Raw genomic sequence first — 18728 nt, 5'->3', positions numbered from 1 at the left:
TCAAAAACAGGGCTCCCTCGTCTGAGGGAGCCCTGTTTGAGGTAGAACGCGGTTCCCGGGTTTATTCCGGCCTTCCTGGCGTGACCCCGTGAATATAAGTCTGCCAAGGGGTATCCAGTGCTCCTTGGCCCGGGTTGTAGGTAAAGAAGTACTCGACGGTATCCCCGTGCCGCAGGTTGTTGACCGCATAGGTATAGTTGCCGTTCCCCGCCCCGGTCATGGCTACATTGAGCTGTGTGCCGTTATTGACCTTGTAGTGCAAATCGGCGAAGGTTGCGCCGTTTACATAGAACAGCAAGTTATCGCCGGTTTTCTTCAGACCTTTCACTGCATCGCCGATGACGACCGTGGAGGGGGAACCCGGCCCGGGCTCTCCGGGATTTTGGCCGCCGCCGTCTTTGTACACGCGTACATAATCCACTTGCAGCGTCGCAGGGATGTCGCCGGGACCTGGGGTCACGCCGCCGTCAAAGTTCCCGCCGATCGCCAGATTCATAATGAGGTAGAAAGACTGGTCGAACGGAGCGTTCGGGTTGTTTGGGGCAGCGGAGGAGTACCACTGATCCCGGGTGGCTTTAAAAAAGAACTTGCCGTCCACGTACCACTTGATGCTGTCTTCTTCCCAGACGACGGAATAGACGTGATAGTCACTCGCGATGGTTTGCCCTGCCGGGAAGTGATATTCGCCGGAAAGATAGGTATTGGCCGGCCATTGTCCGCCAAAATGAATGGCGCCGGAAGACGTGCCGGGCAGACGCCCTCTCGCTTCCATCACATCGATTTCGCCGGATGCCGCCCACGAGCCGTAGGCGTTATCTTTCGGAAGCATCCAGAAGGCCGGCCAGATGCCGTTCCCCACAGGCAGTTTCGCACGAAAATCCACCCTGCCGTATTTGAGCGAAAAATGATCCTTGGTGTTAATCTTACCGGAAGAGTACTGGGCATACCGGCTTGGATCCTGCGGGAAGGATTTGGGCTCACTCAAGGCCCGGATATTCAACTTCCCGTCCTGCACAAATACATTTTGCGGGCTGTTGGTATAGTGCTGCAGTTCCGCATTGCCCCAACCCCAGGTACCGGGATCGTCATTGAGGTAATAGCCCAGCTCATAATTCCATTTCCCCGCATCCAGCCGGGTTCCGTCAAACTCATCCTGCCAAACCAGCGTCATGCCCTCGATGGCCGGATCGTTCGGGGTTCCGAGCGGAATATCCCCATGATCGTTTTCATCGGGACGGGGAGCATTGGGATTTCCGATAAAGGTGTAGGAGATGAAATTATCGCCGATATTTCCGCCCGCCTGCCCATTTAACGGGTAGCCGATGCGGATTTGCATATCTTCCTGGATGGGCTGGAACCACAGCCCGTAGATATGGTCGGCCCAATACCCCCACTGATTGGCGCTGGACTGGTTATTGTAACCGTTCGCGGAATATACGAATCCGCTCTGACCGGAATTCCCCAAGTCAACCCATTGCCCGTTGATATGAATCTGGTATACGAAGTTCCCAAGCTCATCGGCGACCGGGGCGCTTCCATCAATCTTGGGCAGGGGCAGACCAATGGCACCGCTTTCATTTGCGGTGAAAGTCGTTCCTTCAAAGGGAGTAAGAATATATGAATTTCTCACCGGTTCATTGAAAATGATGGTGTAAACGACGTTAGCCGAAGAGGTTTTCGATGCCAACTTGACGTTGATCGACTCCTTGACGTTAAACCAGTAGCCGCCGCCTCCGTCGGTGAATTGGCCGAAGTTTTGATCATAGATCCAGCCGCTGGCCGCGTTGTTGTCAATATCGATCCATTCGCTGCTGTTTACGGGTTTAACATACAACTTCAAATCACCGGCCACAGCCGCATAAGGAATACCCGGATCATTGTTGAAGACCGGATAAGTGAAGCCGGCTCCGCCCGTCGTTCCCGCCGTGATTTCCGGTCCTTGCGTCGGCGTCATCGCCGTAATCGTCGTTTTGTTGATATTTTGGAATACCAGTTTGTAGTCGAGCGTAACCCCATTCGCTTTGGAGTACAACTGAATCTCTGTCGTGGTTGAAAGGGTGAACCAGTAGCCGTTAAAGCCGCTGTCGCTCCAGTGACCCCAGTTTTGGTTATAAACAAAGCTGCCGACACTGTCGATATCGACCCAACTGCCGTTTACTTTCACCTTCACGCCCAAGTCTTGGACAACCTCATTCCAGGTGGCGGAGCCTCCATTAAATACAGGCATAACGAATCCATAACTGGCTTGACCGACTCCTGATTTAGTGATGACCGGTCCGTCTGCCGCCGAGAAGTAATTCATCGAGGTAATGGTGGTTCCTGTTCCTTCAGCGGCCTGAACCTTCGAAGTCGGCAACAGACCGATGCCGCTCGCGATCACTATCGTCAGGATCATACTGAATACTTTTTGAACAAACCGCCTTTCCCTAAAGTGAGAACGCCTCATAAATACCCTCCCTCAATTAAAGTAATTCCCCAACCTATGTAACCCATGGAAAATAATTGCACAGGGGAATACCTTCATTGTATCAACCCGGATCATCCGAGAGATAGGTGTCATTTTTCGGGTAGGGTGCCCGTTTTTCTTGACAGCAGGGGGGCGAAATAAGAATTTTGCGAGTGACCGATGATTTGGGGGCGCGTAACTCGTCTATATGAATGAATCAAATTTCACCGAACCCAGGGAGGTACAATTTATGACTGTAAAACTAACCCCTTATATTACTTTGGAGGGAAACACAAGGGAGGCTATTCAGTTTTATGAACAGGCCGTTGGCGCTAAAGTTCTCTCGATGATTACTTACGGGGAGATGTCGGGAATGCCGAATACGTTTACTGACGATTTAAAAAACCTGGTGGCCCATGCAAAGGTACAAGTGGGTGAAACGGAACTCATGTTTTCCGATGCTCCAGGGGGTTCACCCATTGCCAACGGAAAAAGGGTAACCATTTGCATCACAACGAACGACGTAGAAAAATCAAAACAGCTCTATGAAGCTTTGCGGCAAGGCGGAAAAGTGAATTTGCCGTTTCAGGAAGAAGCCTTTAGCCCCGGATTTGGGGATGTCACGGACAAATTCGGAGTTACCTTTCAAATTTATACGGAAATTCAGGACTAGGGCCCTTCAGGCATCGTAGTAGGAGAAAAATCGTATTTAACCCACGGAGATCAAGGGACCTAGCGCACTTTCCGACCCTTCCGACTCCAAAAAGATGCAAATCTGCAGGTATTTTAAGCCGGTCCCCGAGGGGATTCGAAAAAAGATGCAAATCTGCAGGTATTTCTGGCGATTTTAGAGAAACGAGCCGATTTCGTCGAAAATTCCTGCAGATTTGCAGGAATTTTGAAATCATTGTTCCAAACAGAAAAAAAACATGCACATATGCAGGAATTCTATGTTATCAAGGTTGTCTGATGGGGGCTGAATCAAGGTGATACCGAGTTGTGCCTATTGGGGTGCAATCTTTTTAATTTGGGTTATTCCCAGATAGACCCCGAATGAGCAGGATATATTGAAGTACCGGAAGGACTTAAAGAATTCATTGAAAAATCCGAAGTATATCTTAGAAGATCGACGTGACCCATACTCCTCCAGGAAAAGGAGAACAGCCTGATGGTTGTTCTCCTTTACGGCTTCTCGCATCATTCCTCCATTGTTTTTTTCGCCTTCAAGGCCCTTTGTCGAGTTTTGTCTAGAATTTGTAGAGATCTCTCGAATATAATGGCGAAGTACGCTGTTTAAACTGGGCGTACTCTGCCATTTGCAGTATTTAAATGGTGAAAATGTCGAAGAAGGGGGGAGAAAGTTACTAAGATGATCAACCGCCTGAACGCCCATGACCTTCACCTGTTTATTTAAAATTTGAAATATTTGGGTGATGTAAAGGGTCGTTGAGATCAAGCAAACGCATAGGTCTTTTCGCGTTTAGGCAATTTTGGAACGGGGGAGATTACAGTCTTGAAACATGAACGCAGCATAGGTAAAGCAATACTCTCTTTCTGCCTGGCGATGATGCTTGTCTTGCAAACGGTGGCGTTCTCTGTCACTGCTTATGCGGAAAGTGTGCCAAGCGAGTCTGGGGCGGAGACCGTTGGCGAAGCCGATTCGCCGAGCGCGGACGAAGCGCCTTCGGCATCTGAGGCGGTGTACGATGTGCCGAACGATTTCATGGTGATGACGGCAGCCCCGACGGACAAAACGGCGGTACTCATGGGGGCCAATTCGCCTTTTCCGTTGGAAGTCGTGCAGAACGAAAATGTCTTACATACGGATGACGTCATTCATGGCAGAAAGCCCTTCACCTTAAGATCGAGCGATATCAAGATCCCGGTGAAAGGGGATGCCGACGATCCGAACACGGTGGATGGCAGCACGGTCATTTTGCATGGCGACTATGTAATGTTGGACAAAGCGACCTATTTCCCGGAAGTCATCCTGCCGGATGCCACAATGACGCTGAAGGAAAAAACGGGTTACACCATCGGAACCGCCTATTTCTCCGAAGCGGGGATCAGGGTGGTGTTTGATGGCGAAGAACGCTTCTTCAACGGCCAGGGTAAGAACGTCTCCTTCGGCTTTGAGTCCACCGCTAAGGCAGACTTGTCGGGTATACAATACGGCGAGCGAAAGCCGATTAACATCTTCGGCGGGAACTACCTGCTTGAAAACCCTCAAGTTACGCCTGCGTACAGCATCAAACTGAAATCCAACAGCAACGCTACTGAAAACAATTGGATTTATCCGACAGACTTCGTGGATGGAACCATCGAGTGGCAGGTGGACATTACCGCTGCGGATGAGTTTGATCCCGCCATTCCGCAGCCGCTGGACGGACTGAAGTTCTACAACGCGCTCGATCCGGCTCAGGTGGGCACCTTGGTGGAGGGCTCCCTGAAGGTTAACGGCAACACAGTGGCACCGGAAAGCGGCAGCGGGAACTCGTTGGTCTATGCCTTCCCGGAGGGATTCGGCGACAAGGCGACCGTCACTTTCAGGACGTGGATTCCCAAGGCGAAATATTATACTGAGTATAATACGGCTAGTGGGTATCAGACTGTCACAAATATCACGGAATTGAGAGACGCGTCGGACAGCAAGCTGCTTTCCTCGAATTCTTGGCGCGTGACTTTCAGACCCGACTGGATTCAGAAGAGCGGCACATTGAATAAGCGGACGAGTTCTTCAGACCCGCATACCATTACATGGACGATTGATGTTAACAAGAACTACAGCAAAAAAGGGCTGAAGGACTTTACGATCACCGATCCCTTGCCGGCCGGACTTACCCGATTATCGGCCGCTTGGCAAACATGGGACGGTCAGAAGTGGTCGGACACAACAACGCCGATTACCCCCGATGCAAACAATGTGTATTCGTTCGGTGAGGTAAATGGCCCGATCCGTCTGGTCATTGTGTCCGAAGTTACGGGCAGTCAGACCAGCTTCAATAACAAGGCCACCGCCCAGTGGAAGCTGGATGTCAATACCGTGCAGGACAATGACCAAGCTAGCGTGTGGGACACGGCCGTTGTCACCATCGGTGCCCATACCCTGACAAAGAGCATAGGTACTGGGGAAACCCTTGCTTTGGGCACATTGCCGTGGAAGATCACCCTAACACCTCAGGAGGCTCTTCCGGACGGTGCGGTGTACGATCTGCTGGTGTATGGGGATGCAAGCTCCATCGACTTCACCAAGCTTACCGCCAGTCCGGTGCTTGACTCTGCAATTCTGAATCAGTTGAAGGGGAACAGCAGGGAGAATTACTACCAGCGGTTCCAGTCCGGTTCCTTTCAGTCGAGTGACGGATTAACGCATCAAGTATACACGCTTTCACAGGATGGGAAGCCTGTCGCCGACTTGCTTCAAGTCACCGGATACAACACCGATAAGCCCGCTTCCTTCACATATAATTCCCTGATGACACAGTGGGAGCATTTCGCGGGCAATAAGTCCACGGATCAGTTTAACCGGGCGGTCCTGTTTGAAGGCACAACTCGGACAATTGATTCAAACCGGATTTCTCAACGATTCAATAGCGGCATGCTGGCCAAAGAGATGCTCTTTGCGTCCAAACCGGATGGAACAGGCGCTATTCCTAACGATGTCAGAAGCTACATCCGGGATGACGCTAACCAAACTTATACACTGGCAGCCTTTGATCGGGTGAGCAAGACGGTGACCTTCCGGTTTTCGGTCAATATGAACGGCATGAGGACCGAAGAGATGGCAAAGGATGGCGGAAATCACGTTGCCAGCGACATCAAACTTGTAGATACCCTACCCGAGGGCTGGGAGTTTGTGCCCTATTCGGAGGGACAGGATTTTGCGATTTACAAGGGAGCCCGGGCAGACTATGGAGCGACGGTTAGCGCAACGACGCCGATTTCCGACCCAAGTGGTCTTGTGAGCTTTTCCGCTGCAGGAAACGTAGGTACCTTTTCCTTTACCAAGCTGGAAAGCCCTTACGTCGTTCTGGTCAAGGCAAGACCGAGCGAGGCGGCCCTGCGTCAATACTTTGAATCAGGCAACGCAAAGATTGAAGCGACGAACACCGCCGAGATGAAAATCACATGGGGGGATGAGCCTACCGCGGTCAAAGCCAGCCGCAAGGTCATCGTTCCGATGCAGACGCTGGGCAAATCGGTGACAAAGCCGAACCCTGGTGTACTGGAGTGGACGGTGAACTACACACCTCCTTTCGAGGTCAAGGACGGCGTTTATCTGCAAGATACCCTTGGGGAAGGGCTGGCACTGCGTAAGGATGAGAACGGGAACCTTTCGTTGCGACGTCCCGATATGGCGGTATACAAAGCCAAGCTGACTCCAAGCGGAGGCCTTGAAAGGGACGGCGATGCGCTGAACCTGTACGATCCGAACAGTGAAGTCAAGGTGGAAACCGTTACGGAAGGTGGAGCGACGCGGCTGATTTTCCGCATGGCGAATCCGAACCAGCTCTATCAAATCACGTATCAGACCGAGGTTACTAATGTACCCACCGGTGGTAAGGTGGGCAACGAGATCAAACTGATGGGCGATGACACCTTGGACGGTATCAGCGCCAAAAGCGAACACGCCGTCGACAACAGTGACGTAGGCGGCAGCGCGGAAACTCAGGGTAAACTGGATCTGCTCAAGGTTGACCCCAAAGGCAAGCCGCTGGGCGGCGTAGTATTCAAACTGTATGAGCCCGACGGCGTAACAGAGGTTACCGGCGGAACCACCGGTCCGGACGGCAAGCTTAGCCTGTTTGCCAAAGCGGGGCTTTATGTGCTCAAGCAAACTTATATCGACCCTACCACCTATCTGCCGACCACAACGGTTTATCAGGTACGTGTGGCGTCTACTCCATGGAATCCCATCTGGGTGGACGGGGTGGAGGTGACCAGCGCCAAACCGCTCGTTGTGCCAACCCCGGTGTGGGAGACTGGCGATTTGAAGCTGGAAATGGCGATCGAAGGACTAGGGGCTGATCCGAACAAGGAATTTGAGTATACGATCTCTTTCAGCAACCATAAGTCTTATGCCTATAATGGCTCCGCAAGCGGCACCATAGCCGATGGCGGAACCGTTAAGTTGAAAGGCGGCCAGTCGATTACCATCAAGGATATCCCGGACGGCATCACCTACACTATCGTTCAGAAGGATTACGCAAACGATGGCTACACTACCGATCCGGAGAATCTGACGCGCACCGGCAGCATCGTGAAGGAACAAACGGCCGAAGCGAAGTATGTTAACGCCAAGTACCTCCCCGGCAAGTTGACGATCGGGAAGACGGTAGCCGGTAACGGTGCCGACAAGAACAAGGCGTTCGATTTCACCGTCATGTTCGAGGGCCCGGGAGCGGGCAAAGCGTTTACTTATACGACATCGGACGGTGCGACGGGAACCGTCCAGTCCGGCGGGAAGATCACCCTGAAGCATGGGGAAACCGCCGTCATTGATGGAATTCCCAAGGGTACAATCTACACCGTCACCGAGGCCGATTATACGGCCGAAGGATACACGACAACCTGGCCGGACCGGAAAACGACCGGCACCATTACCGATGGGGGCGACCATCAAGAGGGGATCGTCAACACGCGGATGGTGTACGGCGGTCTGCTGATCGGTGAGACGGTAGTCGGCAACGGGGCGGACAAAAATAAAGATTTCGAGTTTACGGTCCAATTCCCGGACGCCGCTGTGGGTAAGGCGTACGCCTACACCAAATCGGACGGTACGATGGGAACGATCAAGTCTGGCGATAAGATCACCCTCAAGCATGGGGAAACCGTCGCCATTGAGGGCATTCCGAGCGGTGACCGCTATATCGTCACGCAGACCGATTATGCGGGCGAGGATTATACCGCCGACCCGGCGAATCGGAAGCACACCGGCACGATTATTCACAAAGAGATTACCGAAGCCCGATTCGTCAATGCGAGATATGTCCCCGGTGAGCTGACACTGACGGCGGATCCTGCTGTCGTTCCCGGCAACGGTAAGACAGCTTCGCAGTTGGCGGCAACGTTGACCGATCATGAAGGCAAGCCGGTGGCGAACCAGGAAGTCATCTTCCTGCTGCCGGATCAATCGGAAGTGAAGGCTACGACCGATGAGCAAGGGAAAGCGGTTATCTCTTATACACCGCCGGAGCTGGAAACTACAACGCCTGAGGATCACTTTATCGTGGCTAAGGTGGACAGCCTGACGGAAGGGAAATTGACGAGCAACATCGCCAAGGTAACTACCGTACCGGCAGCGATCATCGGGGTGCTGCGCGATAACGAAACGGGCGAAGTGATTCCGAATGCGACCATTGTCATTACCGACAAAACGAATGGCAAAGAGCATGAGATCATAACCGACGCCGATGGTGCGTACTTCCATCCTGTGCTGTATGGCGGCGACTATACGATCAGTTACACCAAACTGATCGAAGTGGGCGGCGTCGAACAGCCGATCACTTTCACGCAAAAAGCGCAAGTCGAGGGTGATGTGAAAGGCGGAGAGCTGGTTCCTGCGGACATTACGGCCGTAGGTGTCGTACTCCTGAAGCAGCCTGAAGGGCAGTCTTCACTGGTGACCAGCGAGCTCGCCGGCAAGATGCGCATCTATTTGCGCGATGCGAACGATCAATATGTTAAGGACCAAGATGGCGCTCCTAAAGCTTTTCATTTGCAGCCGAACGGCGCATTCTCGGCGGACGGTTTAACCGCGGAGAACTATAAAATGGAAGTGCGTTACGAATTTGAGCCGGGCCAAGAACTGACGATTGTTCGGGATGCGATTCTGAGCGTGAAGGCCAGCGGAGAATTGAATATTTCTCAGGAGCTCGTTGATCCGTACGGCATCATTACGGACAAAACGACCGGCGCAGTGATTGAAGGTGCCGAAGTCACCTTGTACTATGCCGACACGCCGGAGAACAAAGCCAAAGGCATTGTGCCAGGCACGAAAGTGACGCTGCCGGGCATTCCGGGCTTTGCACCGAACGATAACGCCAGTCCAAGTCAGTACAGCGACGCAACCGGCGCATATGCGTACATGGTGTTCCCGAATACGGATTACTATCTGGTGGTCACAAAAACCGGATATGTGACGCATACAAGCGACCTGATCAAGGTTGGAAGCGACATCGTACGCTACAATGTAGAATTGAGCCCGGTAAGTACCGGCGGCAATAGCGGCGGCGGAGGAACAGGCGGCGGTTCAGGATCCGGAAATTCTTATCCGGTTCCGGTGACCCCCGTTCCTAATCCTGTCAAGCCGGAACCTGGCAGCATCGAGAGCATAAACGGTAGCGTCGACAGCGTAATCGGCAACGTTGACAATGGAACCGGCAATGTGGATAACGGAGCCGGGAATGTCGACAACGGAGCTGGCAACGTGGATAACGGAACCGGCAACGTCGACAACGGAGCTGGCAACGTGGATAACGGAGCCAGCAACAACGTCGACAACGGCATCGGCAACGCCGGCAACGAAGCCGACAACGTCGGTGACGGACCTGGCAACGCCGACAACGAGCTGGACGATGTTCCGGAAACGGGGGATCACAGACCGTCGCCAATCTCCTATATGATTTTGGCGTTGTTGTCCCTGATTACCATCGGAATTTGTCTGCTCGACATAAAGAAGAAAAAGCACATTCTGTAATCGGAAAGGCGGTAAGAACATGAGCAAAATCAAAAAAATTCTTATCGCCGTTTCCGTCCTTCTGTTGGTATTTTCCCTGGCCAATCTTGCGAGAATGCTCGTGGGGGATTATGCCGAACAACAGAAAATCAAAAAGCTGACCGAAACATGGGCGGAAGGGTTGGACACGGACCAAGGAAAGGTATTTCCTTTAGCCGCGAAGGCGCGTGAGGCGGTCATGCTTCCCGAGTTTCGAGAGCTTTACGAAAGAAACCCGGACATTGTCGGATGGTTAAAGGTTGACAATACCCGCATTAATTACCCGATTATGCAGAATCCACAGGATCCGGAATACTATCTCAATCGCGATTTTGATCAAAAGGAAACCCAAAGCGGGCTCCCCTTTTTGGACGCGCACAGCCGGATCGACGGCTCGGACATTTTGCTGATTCACGGACACCACATGAAAAGCGGCTGGATGTTCAAAGACTTGTCGAAGTATAAGAAAGAAAGCTTTTACAAGGAGCACGCCACGTTCCAGTTCAGCACGCTATACGAAAAGGAAGAGTATGAGATAATTGCCGTGATCCTGTCAAAAGTTTATCGCAAATCGGACGACGTTTTTAAGTACTACCAGATTGATAAGGTACGTACGCCCGCTGAGTTTGATGATTATGTTCAGAACATCAAAAAACTCGCTCTTTACGACACGGGCGTAACGGCCCGGTATGGCGACAAGCTTATTGTACTGTCTACCTGCGAGTACTCGACCGACAACGGCCGGTTAGCGGTGGTCGCCCGAAAGCGTAAATAACGAGAGTAGGGTTCTTGTACTTGGGCATTGTTTCAACGGCAGGTGGATTTTTACTTTGGAATCGTGGTTTGCAATTGCTTAACGCCTCAAGCGGAGGGCTATTTTTCTTTTTTCAGCCCGTGGTTGGAACATGGCTTGGATGGCTTATTCTAGGAGAGAACATTGGTGCAACGTTTTGGGTTGGCTCCACCTTGATCCTTATGGCGTTTTATTGGTTATTAAAGAAGAAAAATAGACGTGATAGTAGAATCACCGACAATTAGGCCGCCGATTACTTCGGTGGCCTTCTATTGTTTCACCCCAACTGGGAAAAATTGTTTTAACATTATGTGTCGATTTCCAATATAATCTATTAATTGGATATGAAAGGGTATACAATAACGTTGTAATTTACTTTTAATTCCAATTTAACCAGGGAGGTGAGAATGTCTATTAGATTACGGAGTCCCATGGTCCAAGGTAAAGAAGGCGTAAAGTGCAAAAACAAAACAAGGGAGACGGTAAATTTGAAAAAGTTATTCAGTCTATTGATGGCAACAATATTACTATGTTCGTTTAGTGTAAATGTTTTTGCCAGTGAGGTTGCCGGTGACGATCTAAGTCAGGAAAATTCCGGTGTAAACTTTGAATATCAGATTACGCCTGACGACCCGGAGTGGGCCAACTTATCAAGCAAACGGGAAATGCTGGATGTGACTCGTATTCCGAATGATGTACTGAAAAAAATGACCACGGAGGAGGTTGTCAATGCAGTACTTGACTATCCTTTAGTTATTAATATATATGCCTACGATTCATACGCCGATGGTCTCAAGGCGCTGGCCAAAGACTCGGATGCGTTTAGAGAGCTGCTGACCCGCGATGATGCCGGTGATCAACTGCTGGCCAAGTTGCAGACTAACAAGACGTTTAGTAGTGAGCCATCTCTGGGAGAGCTGACATTGAGCGTCCTCTTATCACAGACATCCATTTGGGAATCGGTATCTAATAAGAAATTGGCCCAAAGCTTGGTGCTTACTGCGTCGAGTAGTACTGTAAAAACACCGAGGGGGACAAGTGTACCGGTAATCATTCGAGGAGAGGAACTAACTCTTACCCAAAAAGCTCAACTCAACAATTCATATAAACAGGCATATCCGAACGCAACATTCGTTTCGTCTTCAACAAGCAATTACAACTGCCATTCTTATGCTTGGTATTCGGATTCTACAAGCAACACTTATTGGATGAATAACCCAAGTGCCTATATGACGGATGGAAGCTATTCCAGTTTTACTAACCTGATTAATGCGGGGATTGGAACACGTGTATACTATGATAATGGCGAACACTCCGGAATTGTGTATCAAGCCGGCGGGCCATTAGCGAGCCCCAAATACTTGAAAGTCATTTCGAAATGGGGAATGGCGCCCCTTATGAAGCATCAGGCTGACTATTCCCCGTACGCATCGAATCATTTAACCATGTGGAAGAAGAATTAGAATTAATTACAATGATTTGGTAAAATATAAAAAAACAGGTCCTATCCTTTGAAATTGATAGGGCCGTTTTTTCATTATTTTAGTCCAAACTTTGCTTAAGGGAGTGAAATATTGAAAAAAACTATGCTGCTGGCTCTAGGTCTCACGCTTCTGATCGCAATCACTGCTTGTGATAATGACAACAATTCAGCCAAGGCTGTTGCGGATTCAGGTACTATAGAGGTAAAGGCTAATAACCAGGATATTAGTCCAGTTATTATTTCAAAGACTGTGGAGAAACCGGATTACGGAAACTTAGATTCTTTTCAATCCATTTTGGAAAACAAGGCTGCAAATCTTCCTTATGTGAAGTTAGGGGAGACCATTCAGGTGAAATTTCTTGACCAAACCGTCGAACCGGACTCGTATGAGCTGATTGATTATGTTTTGACGGAAGAAGGCAGGATGAAATATGAAAAAACCGAGCCCCTTAAACCTGAAGTGGAGTTCGATAAGGGAACGGCTTCTTTTATACTGAAGGAGAACATGCAGGCCTATGCGAGCTCAAACAGTAAAGATTATGAACACGGCGCTGTCTTGAGAGGTTTTCGCCTGCTGTGCAAATGGAACAATGGGACACGGGAGGTGGCTTTTGTGATTCGAACCGACGCCATTCCTGAACACGGACAGACCGAGTAATACGGCGGTTGCGTTGATATTGCAAACATAGACTCTTTAATTTCTATCAAGCTTGAAAACTTTACTGACGGAAGTTGTCAGTAAAGTTTTTTTATAATGGGGTCAATGATGGATGCATTACTAAAGGAGTGTATATTTTGCATACAAAACAAGTGTATCTTTATGTATTTGATACGATGGCGGATTGGGAGACGGGTTATTTAACAGCGGAACTAAACTCGGGAAGGTATTTTAAAAAAGAACTGGCGCCCTTAGAGGTGATTACGGTAGGTGTTGATAAAAAACCGGTAACTACAATGGGAGGATTAAAAATACTGCCTAGGATTTCTGTTGATGAGTGTATTTTGGAAGGTACGGATGTTATAGTTCTTCCGGGCGGGAATACTTGGATGGAAGCCATTCACGAACCTATATTGAAGAAAGTGTCCGAATATTTAGATAAAGGCACTGTTGTGGCGGCGATTTGCGGCGCAACCTTGGGTCTTGCTAAGATGGGAGTGCTGGACTCAAGAAGGCATACAAGCAACGATCTGGAATATATGAAAATGCTATGTCCTAATTACAATGGAGAACGGCATTACGAAATTGAACCGGCCGTAACCGGTGGGAATTTAGTAACCGCGTCAGGAGTAGCGCCATTGGAGTTTACGATGCATGTGTTGAAGCTGCTGGATGTATTTGCACCGGAAACCTTACATTCATGGTTCAACCTATATCGGACGCATGAGCCAAAATACTTCTTCGAGTTAATGAATTCTATCCATAGCGAATAAAAGGCTCCAATAGTTTTGGTGTCGCGAGAAAAAGAGGAGGCCCCCGATGGCAAAATGGGATAACATGTTGTCCATGCTTTGGATGCTGCGATCCGGAAGGAAGCTCACCGCCGCGCAGATCGCGGACAGTTTGGAGATCAGCGTTCGTACCGTGTACCGGTATATCGACGCATTATGCGCCAGCGGCGTGCCGGTCGTCGGGGAATCGGGCCATGACGGCGGCATTCGCATTCTGGAAAGCTTCAGGGAGACGCCATTGTTCTTCAACACCGTAGAGCTCAAGGCGCTGGTGGACGCGTTTAAATTTGCGCAGGGCGCCGGCTATCCGTACACCGAGGAACTGGAAAGCGCGTTGAAAAAGGTGGAGAACGGGCTGCACGAAGAGCAGCGCCACGATCTGTCCCGTCACACGAGCGGACTGGATGTGATTTCTCCGGCGCGTCCGCCTTCCGTCGTTCCGTTGCTCCGGGATCTGGAGCAGGCGGCGAAGGACGGACGAACGGTCCGCATCGCCTATCGCAAAGCGAATGCGGAGCGGGCCGACGAACGCGAGGTCGATCCGTTCGGGTTGGCTTACGACCGGAACGAATGGTACGCTGTCGCGTTCTGCCATCGGGCGCAGGCGGTGCGGACGTTCCGCGTGGACCGCATCGCGCGGCTGGAGCCGACCGAAGCGCGGTTCGAAAAGCCGGAACGCTTCTCGGCGTCCGCCTATTTCCGCGACCAGTCCGAGCGGGGGCGGGAGGCGGACGGACCGCTGGCGGTCATCCGCATCGAGGGAGAGCCGGACAAGCTGAACGCGGTTTGCGGCCATTGGCATCTGCGCCACTATTTGACGGAACGGACCGATCGGGAGGCTAGATTTCTGCTCGACGTCCCGACGATGAACAAGTATCTTCCGATGTATCTGATGACGTTCGGCACGGCCATTCGCATTCGGGAGCCGCTGGAGTTGAAGCGTCGGCTCCGGGAAATGGCACAAGAAATCGCCAAGCATTACGAAGACGATCCCGATTGAACTATGCTGACAGCGGTTGTCAGCGAGTCCGGTGACGTATCACCGGGGCAATGTGTCCGCTCATTTTATTCCTTGACGGCGATGCCGGCAGCTTTCAAATGCCCGTAGGCAACGATTCTGCTGAACTGGGATGAAACTTCGTTCGCAGGAAGAGGCTGATCGTTGTTGAGCCACCAAATGACAATCCCCATGAATGACGATACGAGGAATTCGAGCAGCAACTCCTTGGATATTGCTAAAGGGGAATTGTCCTGCGCGGGATTCCACCCCTCATTTAGCTTATCTCTAACAATATGCTCCATTTTCGCTCGAAACTGATAGATTCTATTCTCATCAATTAACATGGCATAGTAAAAAGAAGTGTTGCGCGAAATATGTTCCAATATGGCTTGCATGACTGTTCCGAGTTTAGAAGTACTGGAAGAACTCGCGCTGATGGGGCATTGAACGACTACATCCTTTAATTCGCTCAACAATTCATTCATACATGTATCTAATAAATCAGGTTTGTTTTGGTAGTGGAGATAAAATGTGTTTCGATTGATCATTGCCCGGTCGGCAATATCCTGGATCGTTATCGCCTCATATCCTTTTTCCTGAATAAGCTCATAAAACGCCTTTCGAATCGATTGAATGGTGCGCAGTATTCTTAGATCGGTCTTCTTGTTCACTGTTTTCGTTCCCCCCTACATAAAATTTTATCCGTTAAGCGACAAAGGTTCTATGAATTGTCTGTTATCCTTCAAAATTAAAATTATTACATATTGAGCCTTGTATTAGCCTTCATTATAATGAGCAACAGATAAATAAACAACGTGATGTTCATTATTTGTCTAATGACTATAGACTCAAGGAGGATATTCTAATGACTTTCAACCATCAAAATGAGCTTGTCCGTAAGGCCATCGCCGTGCTGGAGAGTTTTGAGAGCGGCAATCCCGAAGCGATTACGGCTTACGTTCATCCAGATCAATATATTCAGCACAACCAGGCCCTGCCCGATGGTCGTGGGGCCATGCTTGGCGCGCTTGATCATTTGAAGGAAATCGGTACAAAGGTAAGCGTTAAGCGCGCTTTGGTCGATGGGGATTATGTGGCTCTTCATTCTGTATATGATTTTCACGGCCCTAAAATCGCCTTTGACATCTTCCGCTTTGAGAATGGACTCATCGTCGAGCATTGGGACAATTTGCAAGAGATGGCGGAAAAGACGCCAAGCCATCATACGATGATTGACGGGCCGGTCGCGGTGAAGGATATCGACAAGACGGATGCCAACAAAGTATTTGTTAACAGTTATGTTGAAAACATCTTGCTTGGGAAGAACCCCGACCTGCTTGCCTCTTACTTTGATGGCGATAACTACATTCAGCATAGTCCGCATATTGCGGACGGCCTTTCCGGTCTTCATGCCGCTTTGCAGGCGCTGGAGGAGAAAAATATTGAATTTCAATATACTCATGTCCATCAGGTCATTGGACAAGGCGATTTTGTGCTTACGATGAGTGAGGGTCTCTTCGACGGTCAGCCTACCGCTTACTACGATTTGTTCCGCATGGAGGAGGGGAAGATCACCGAGCATTGGGACGTGATCGAGGCCATCCTGCCGGCGGAAAAGCGAAAGAACTCAAACAGCAGATTCTGAAGTTGATGCCGCTGAATCGCAAGAAAAACAGAGGAAACCTATGAGCTTATTAAAAAACAAATTAATTGTTGCATTACCCCTTATTGTTATGGCGGTCATTTTCATTTTTAGCCTTGCCATGATTCCCAGCATCAATCCTACTCCCCGTAACTTGCCGATAGCCATTGTGAATGAGGATGAAGGCTTGGAGGTCCCGGAAGCAAATATAGGCGAGACGATGGTGTCTAATATTCTGTCAGCGACCTCTGCAAATTCGGATGGAGAGCCGGAGATGAAATGGATCGAAGTTGATCATGAAGAGAAAGTGAAAGCAGGACTCAATAACCAAGAATATTATGCCGCATTGGTGATTCCGAGTGATTTTAGCGAGAAGCAGGCATCGCTGATGACGCCGGACCCGTCTTCGCCCCGGGTACGGATTTATGTCAATCAGGGCATGAATGCATCGGCATCCGCTATGGCTGAACAAATGCTAAGTCAAGCGGTGAATGGCATGAACGAGAGGAAGCGTAGTGATCTATTAACGGCTTTCGACCGGCAAGGCGCTGCGATCTCGACGAAACAAGCAGCCGCATTAGTTTCGCCAATCGTTAGCGAAGTCGTCCATGTAAATGCAACCGGTACGCATAGTGCAAACGGGAATTCACCGATTTCGATGTTCCAACCCTTGTGGATGGCCAGTCTGATCGGAAGCGTGATTTTCTTGCTGGTTAAAAACAAATCTAATTACGCAAATCGTAATGAACGGCTTCGGGCGAATATAGTCCAAGTCCTTTGGGGAGCGGTTATGGCTTTGGCAAGTGGATTTAGCCTCACCTGGTTTGCGAAGCTCTGGGGCTTGCACATTCCTCATTTCCTGGATGCGGCTTTGTTCATGGCCATCGCTTATTTGGCTTTCTTTCTCATGATCTCTGCTGTTTTCTCTTGGATTGGATTTAAAGGTATGTTTATTTTTGTATTGTTCTTATTTGTCGGTGCGCCGCTGCTTGGCCTTGCTCCCGAGTTATTGTCTTCGTTTTACCGTGATTGGATATTATCATGGCTGCCGATGCGCTTCATGGTTGAAGGACTGCGCGAGTTGTTCTTCTTTGGGCAGGGCCTACGCATGAATCATCCGACGCTTGTCTTAATCTGGATCGGGATGGGGGGCCTTTTGGTCTTGCTTGCCTCTGCCTTTAAACCATCCCGTAAACCCGAACAGAAAAGAGGGGGGGAAATTCAACCTAATTCCTGATGAAATCAACTATCCGGCACCCTAACGGGTGCCTTTACAAGTTGATTTGATATCCAATATTTCGCCGATCACGTGGTTATCCTAAGTAAAATTGCACTAACCCGCACACGATCTGAGCAGACTTTACCTGCATTGATGTAATCGAGAATGAATTCCTGCAAAAGTCCAGGCTTTCCGGCTGGTACTAACACCTGAGGGAAGTCTAACGGCTGTAGCAGCCGCTATTTAACGAAAAGTAGCCCTTTCGAAAATCTAACGGTCGTGAGCACCGTTATTTTCCTGGATTCTCGCCCTAACAGCCTGTTTATGCGAAAATAAGCGTCGTGGCGACCGTTAGAATGGGAAGTCGGCGTTTTCAGGGCAAATAACGGCTGTGGCAACCGTTAGCGTAATTTTCGTCTTTCTTGCAAGGCTGCTCATGCGACGGAGGTTAGGGAAATGGGGCGTCGCTAAATAATAAATGAAAGGCTGATTTTTATGGATCAAAATACTTTAGAAAGCCTCTCCATGAAAGACAAAGCGGTGTCCTTTCTGAAGCTCGTAGCATCGGGGAAAATAGATGAAGCATACCGGAGATATATTAGTGCGAGCTTCTGTCACCATAATCCCTATTTCCGCGGTGATGCGGATTCTCTAAAGCTCGCAATGAAAGACAATGCCCTCCAGAGTCCCAACAAAATGCTTGAGGTCAAGCATGCCATTGAAGAGGGGGAGATCGTTGCGGTTTTTTCTCATATAAAACAGAAACCTGAGGACCTTGGGGCAGCCGTGGTGCATTTCTTCCGCTTTCATGATGGCCAGGTTGTTGAGTTATGGGATGTAGGCCAGCCGATACCGGAAAATTCCCCTAACGAAAATGGCATGTTTTAAAAGGTTTACATCCAGCATGCATCCAATTGTCGGTGAAAGATCAAATTACACTTGACACCATCATATCGGTGATATAGCATTATTTCTAATA

12 protein-coding genes and 1 pseudogene are annotated in these 18728 nt (G+C 49.8%); 11 read left to right on the top strand and 2 right to left on the bottom strand.

Annotated features, from left to right (window positions below; translation table 11 throughout):
• Positions 1 to 61: 61 nt before the first annotated feature.
• Positions 62 to 2446 carry a glycoside hydrolase family 16 protein gene (locus tag V4U88_RS07090; RefSeq protein WP_334076912.1) on the bottom strand — a complete coding sequence of 795 codons (2385 nt, stop codon included), beginning with the start codon at positions 2444 to 2446 and terminating at the stop codon, positions 62 to 64.
• Between the two features lie 250 nt (positions 2447 to 2696).
• On the opposite strand from V4U88_RS07090, the gene V4U88_RS07085 reads away from it, so the two are divergent.
• The 8 genes and pseudogenes from V4U88_RS07085 (at position 2697) to V4U88_RS07050 (ending at position 14888) form a co-directional block, all read left to right on the top strand.
• Positions 2697 to 3119, top strand: coding sequence for a VOC family protein (locus tag V4U88_RS07085; RefSeq protein ID WP_334072561.1), 423 nt, complete (start codon positions 2697 to 2699; stop codon positions 3117 to 3119).
• 840 nt (positions 3120 to 3959) lie between these two features.
• Positions 3960 to 10145 (top strand): DUF7601 domain-containing protein, encoded by a 6186-nt coding sequence (locus V4U88_RS07080; RefSeq protein WP_334072560.1) that lies wholly within the window; start codon positions 3960 to 3962, stop codon positions 10143 to 10145.
• A 19-nt stretch (positions 10146 to 10164) separates the two neighbouring features.
• Positions 10165 to 10938 (top strand): class B sortase, encoded by a 774-nt coding sequence (gene srtB / locus V4U88_RS07075; RefSeq protein WP_334072559.1) that lies wholly within the window; start codon positions 10165 to 10167, stop codon positions 10936 to 10938.
• Between the two features lie 8 nt (positions 10939 to 10946).
• Positions 10947 to 11173, top strand: a pseudogene (locus tag V4U88_RS07070) (EamA family transporter); the annotation flags it as partial.
• A 271-nt stretch (positions 11174 to 11444) separates the two neighbouring features.
• On the top strand, positions 11445 to 12419 hold the full coding sequence (locus V4U88_RS07065) for a hypothetical protein (protein WP_334072558.1): 975 nt from the start codon (positions 11445 to 11447) through the stop codon (positions 12417 to 12419).
• A gap of 111 nt (positions 12420 to 12530) precedes the next feature.
• On the top strand, positions 12531 to 13097 hold the full coding sequence (locus tag V4U88_RS07060; protein WP_334072557.1) for a hypothetical protein: 567 nt from the start codon (positions 12531 to 12533) through the stop codon (positions 13095 to 13097).
• A gap of 137 nt (positions 13098 to 13234) precedes the next feature.
• Positions 13235 to 13870: a type 1 glutamine amidotransferase family protein gene (locus tag V4U88_RS07055; protein ID WP_334072556.1), complete on the top strand. Its 636-nt coding sequence runs from the start codon at positions 13235 to 13237 to the stop codon at positions 13868 to 13870.
• A 46-nt stretch (positions 13871 to 13916) separates the two neighbouring features.
• Positions 13917 to 14888 carry a helix-turn-helix transcriptional regulator gene (locus V4U88_RS07050; RefSeq protein WP_334072555.1) on the top strand — a complete coding sequence of 324 codons (972 nt, stop codon included), beginning with the start codon at positions 13917 to 13919 and terminating at the stop codon, positions 14886 to 14888.
• Between the two features lie 65 nt (positions 14889 to 14953).
• Here the strand turns inward: V4U88_RS07050 and V4U88_RS07045 are convergent, their stop codons facing one another.
• Complete coding sequence (locus V4U88_RS07045; protein WP_334072554.1) at positions 14954 to 15559, bottom strand: TetR/AcrR family transcriptional regulator; 606 nt, start codon at positions 15557 to 15559, stop codon at positions 14954 to 14956.
• Between the two features lie 194 nt (positions 15560 to 15753).
• On the opposite strand from V4U88_RS07045, the gene V4U88_RS07040 reads away from it, so the two are divergent.
• The 3 genes from V4U88_RS07040 (at position 15754) to V4U88_RS07030 (ending at position 18637) form a co-directional block, all read left to right on the top strand.
• On the top strand, positions 15754 to 16533 hold the full coding sequence (locus tag V4U88_RS07040; protein WP_334072553.1) for a nuclear transport factor 2 family protein: 780 nt from the start codon (positions 15754 to 15756) through the stop codon (positions 16531 to 16533).
• Between the two features lie 40 nt (positions 16534 to 16573).
• On the top strand, positions 16574 to 17767 hold the full coding sequence (locus tag V4U88_RS07035) for a YhgE/Pip domain-containing protein (protein WP_334072552.1): 1194 nt from the start codon (positions 16574 to 16576) through the stop codon (positions 17765 to 17767).
• 477 nt (positions 17768 to 18244) lie between these two features.
• Complete coding sequence (locus tag V4U88_RS07030; protein ID WP_334072551.1) at positions 18245 to 18637, top strand: nuclear transport factor 2 family protein; 393 nt, start codon at positions 18245 to 18247, stop codon at positions 18635 to 18637.
• The last annotated feature ends 91 nt before the right edge of the window (positions 18638 to 18728 follow it).

Source organism: Paenibacillus sp. A14 (assembly GCF_036864815.1).
Lineage (GTDB): Bacteria > Bacillota > Bacilli > Paenibacillales > Paenibacillaceae > Fontibacillus > Fontibacillus sanfengchensis.
This window is presented reverse-complemented; position numbering and strand designations above follow the sequence as displayed.

Coding starts and splice junctions, on each gene's coding strand:
- V4U88_RS07090 (WP_334076912.1), bottom strand. CDS start 2,446: ATGAGGCGTTCTCACTTTAGGGAAAGGCGGTTTGTTCAAAAAGTATTC.
- V4U88_RS07085 (WP_334072561.1), top strand. CDS start 2,697: ATGACTGTAAAACTAACCCCTTATATTACTTTGGAGGGAAACACAAGG.
- srtB (WP_334072559.1), top strand. CDS start 10,165: ATGAGCAAAATCAAAAAAATTCTTATCGCCGTTTCCGTCCTTCTGTTG.
- V4U88_RS07050 (WP_334072555.1), top strand. CDS start 13,917: ATGGCAAAATGGGATAACATGTTGTCCATGCTTTGGATGCTGCGATCC.
- V4U88_RS07040 (WP_334072553.1), top strand. CDS start 15,754: ATGACTTTCAACCATCAAAATGAGCTTGTCCGTAAGGCCATCGCCGTG.
- V4U88_RS07035 (WP_334072552.1), top strand. CDS start 16,574: ATGAGCTTATTAAAAAACAAATTAATTGTTGCATTACCCCTTATTGTT.
- V4U88_RS07030 (WP_334072551.1), top strand. CDS start 18,245: ATGGATCAAAATACTTTAGAAAGCCTCTCCATGAAAGACAAAGCGGTG.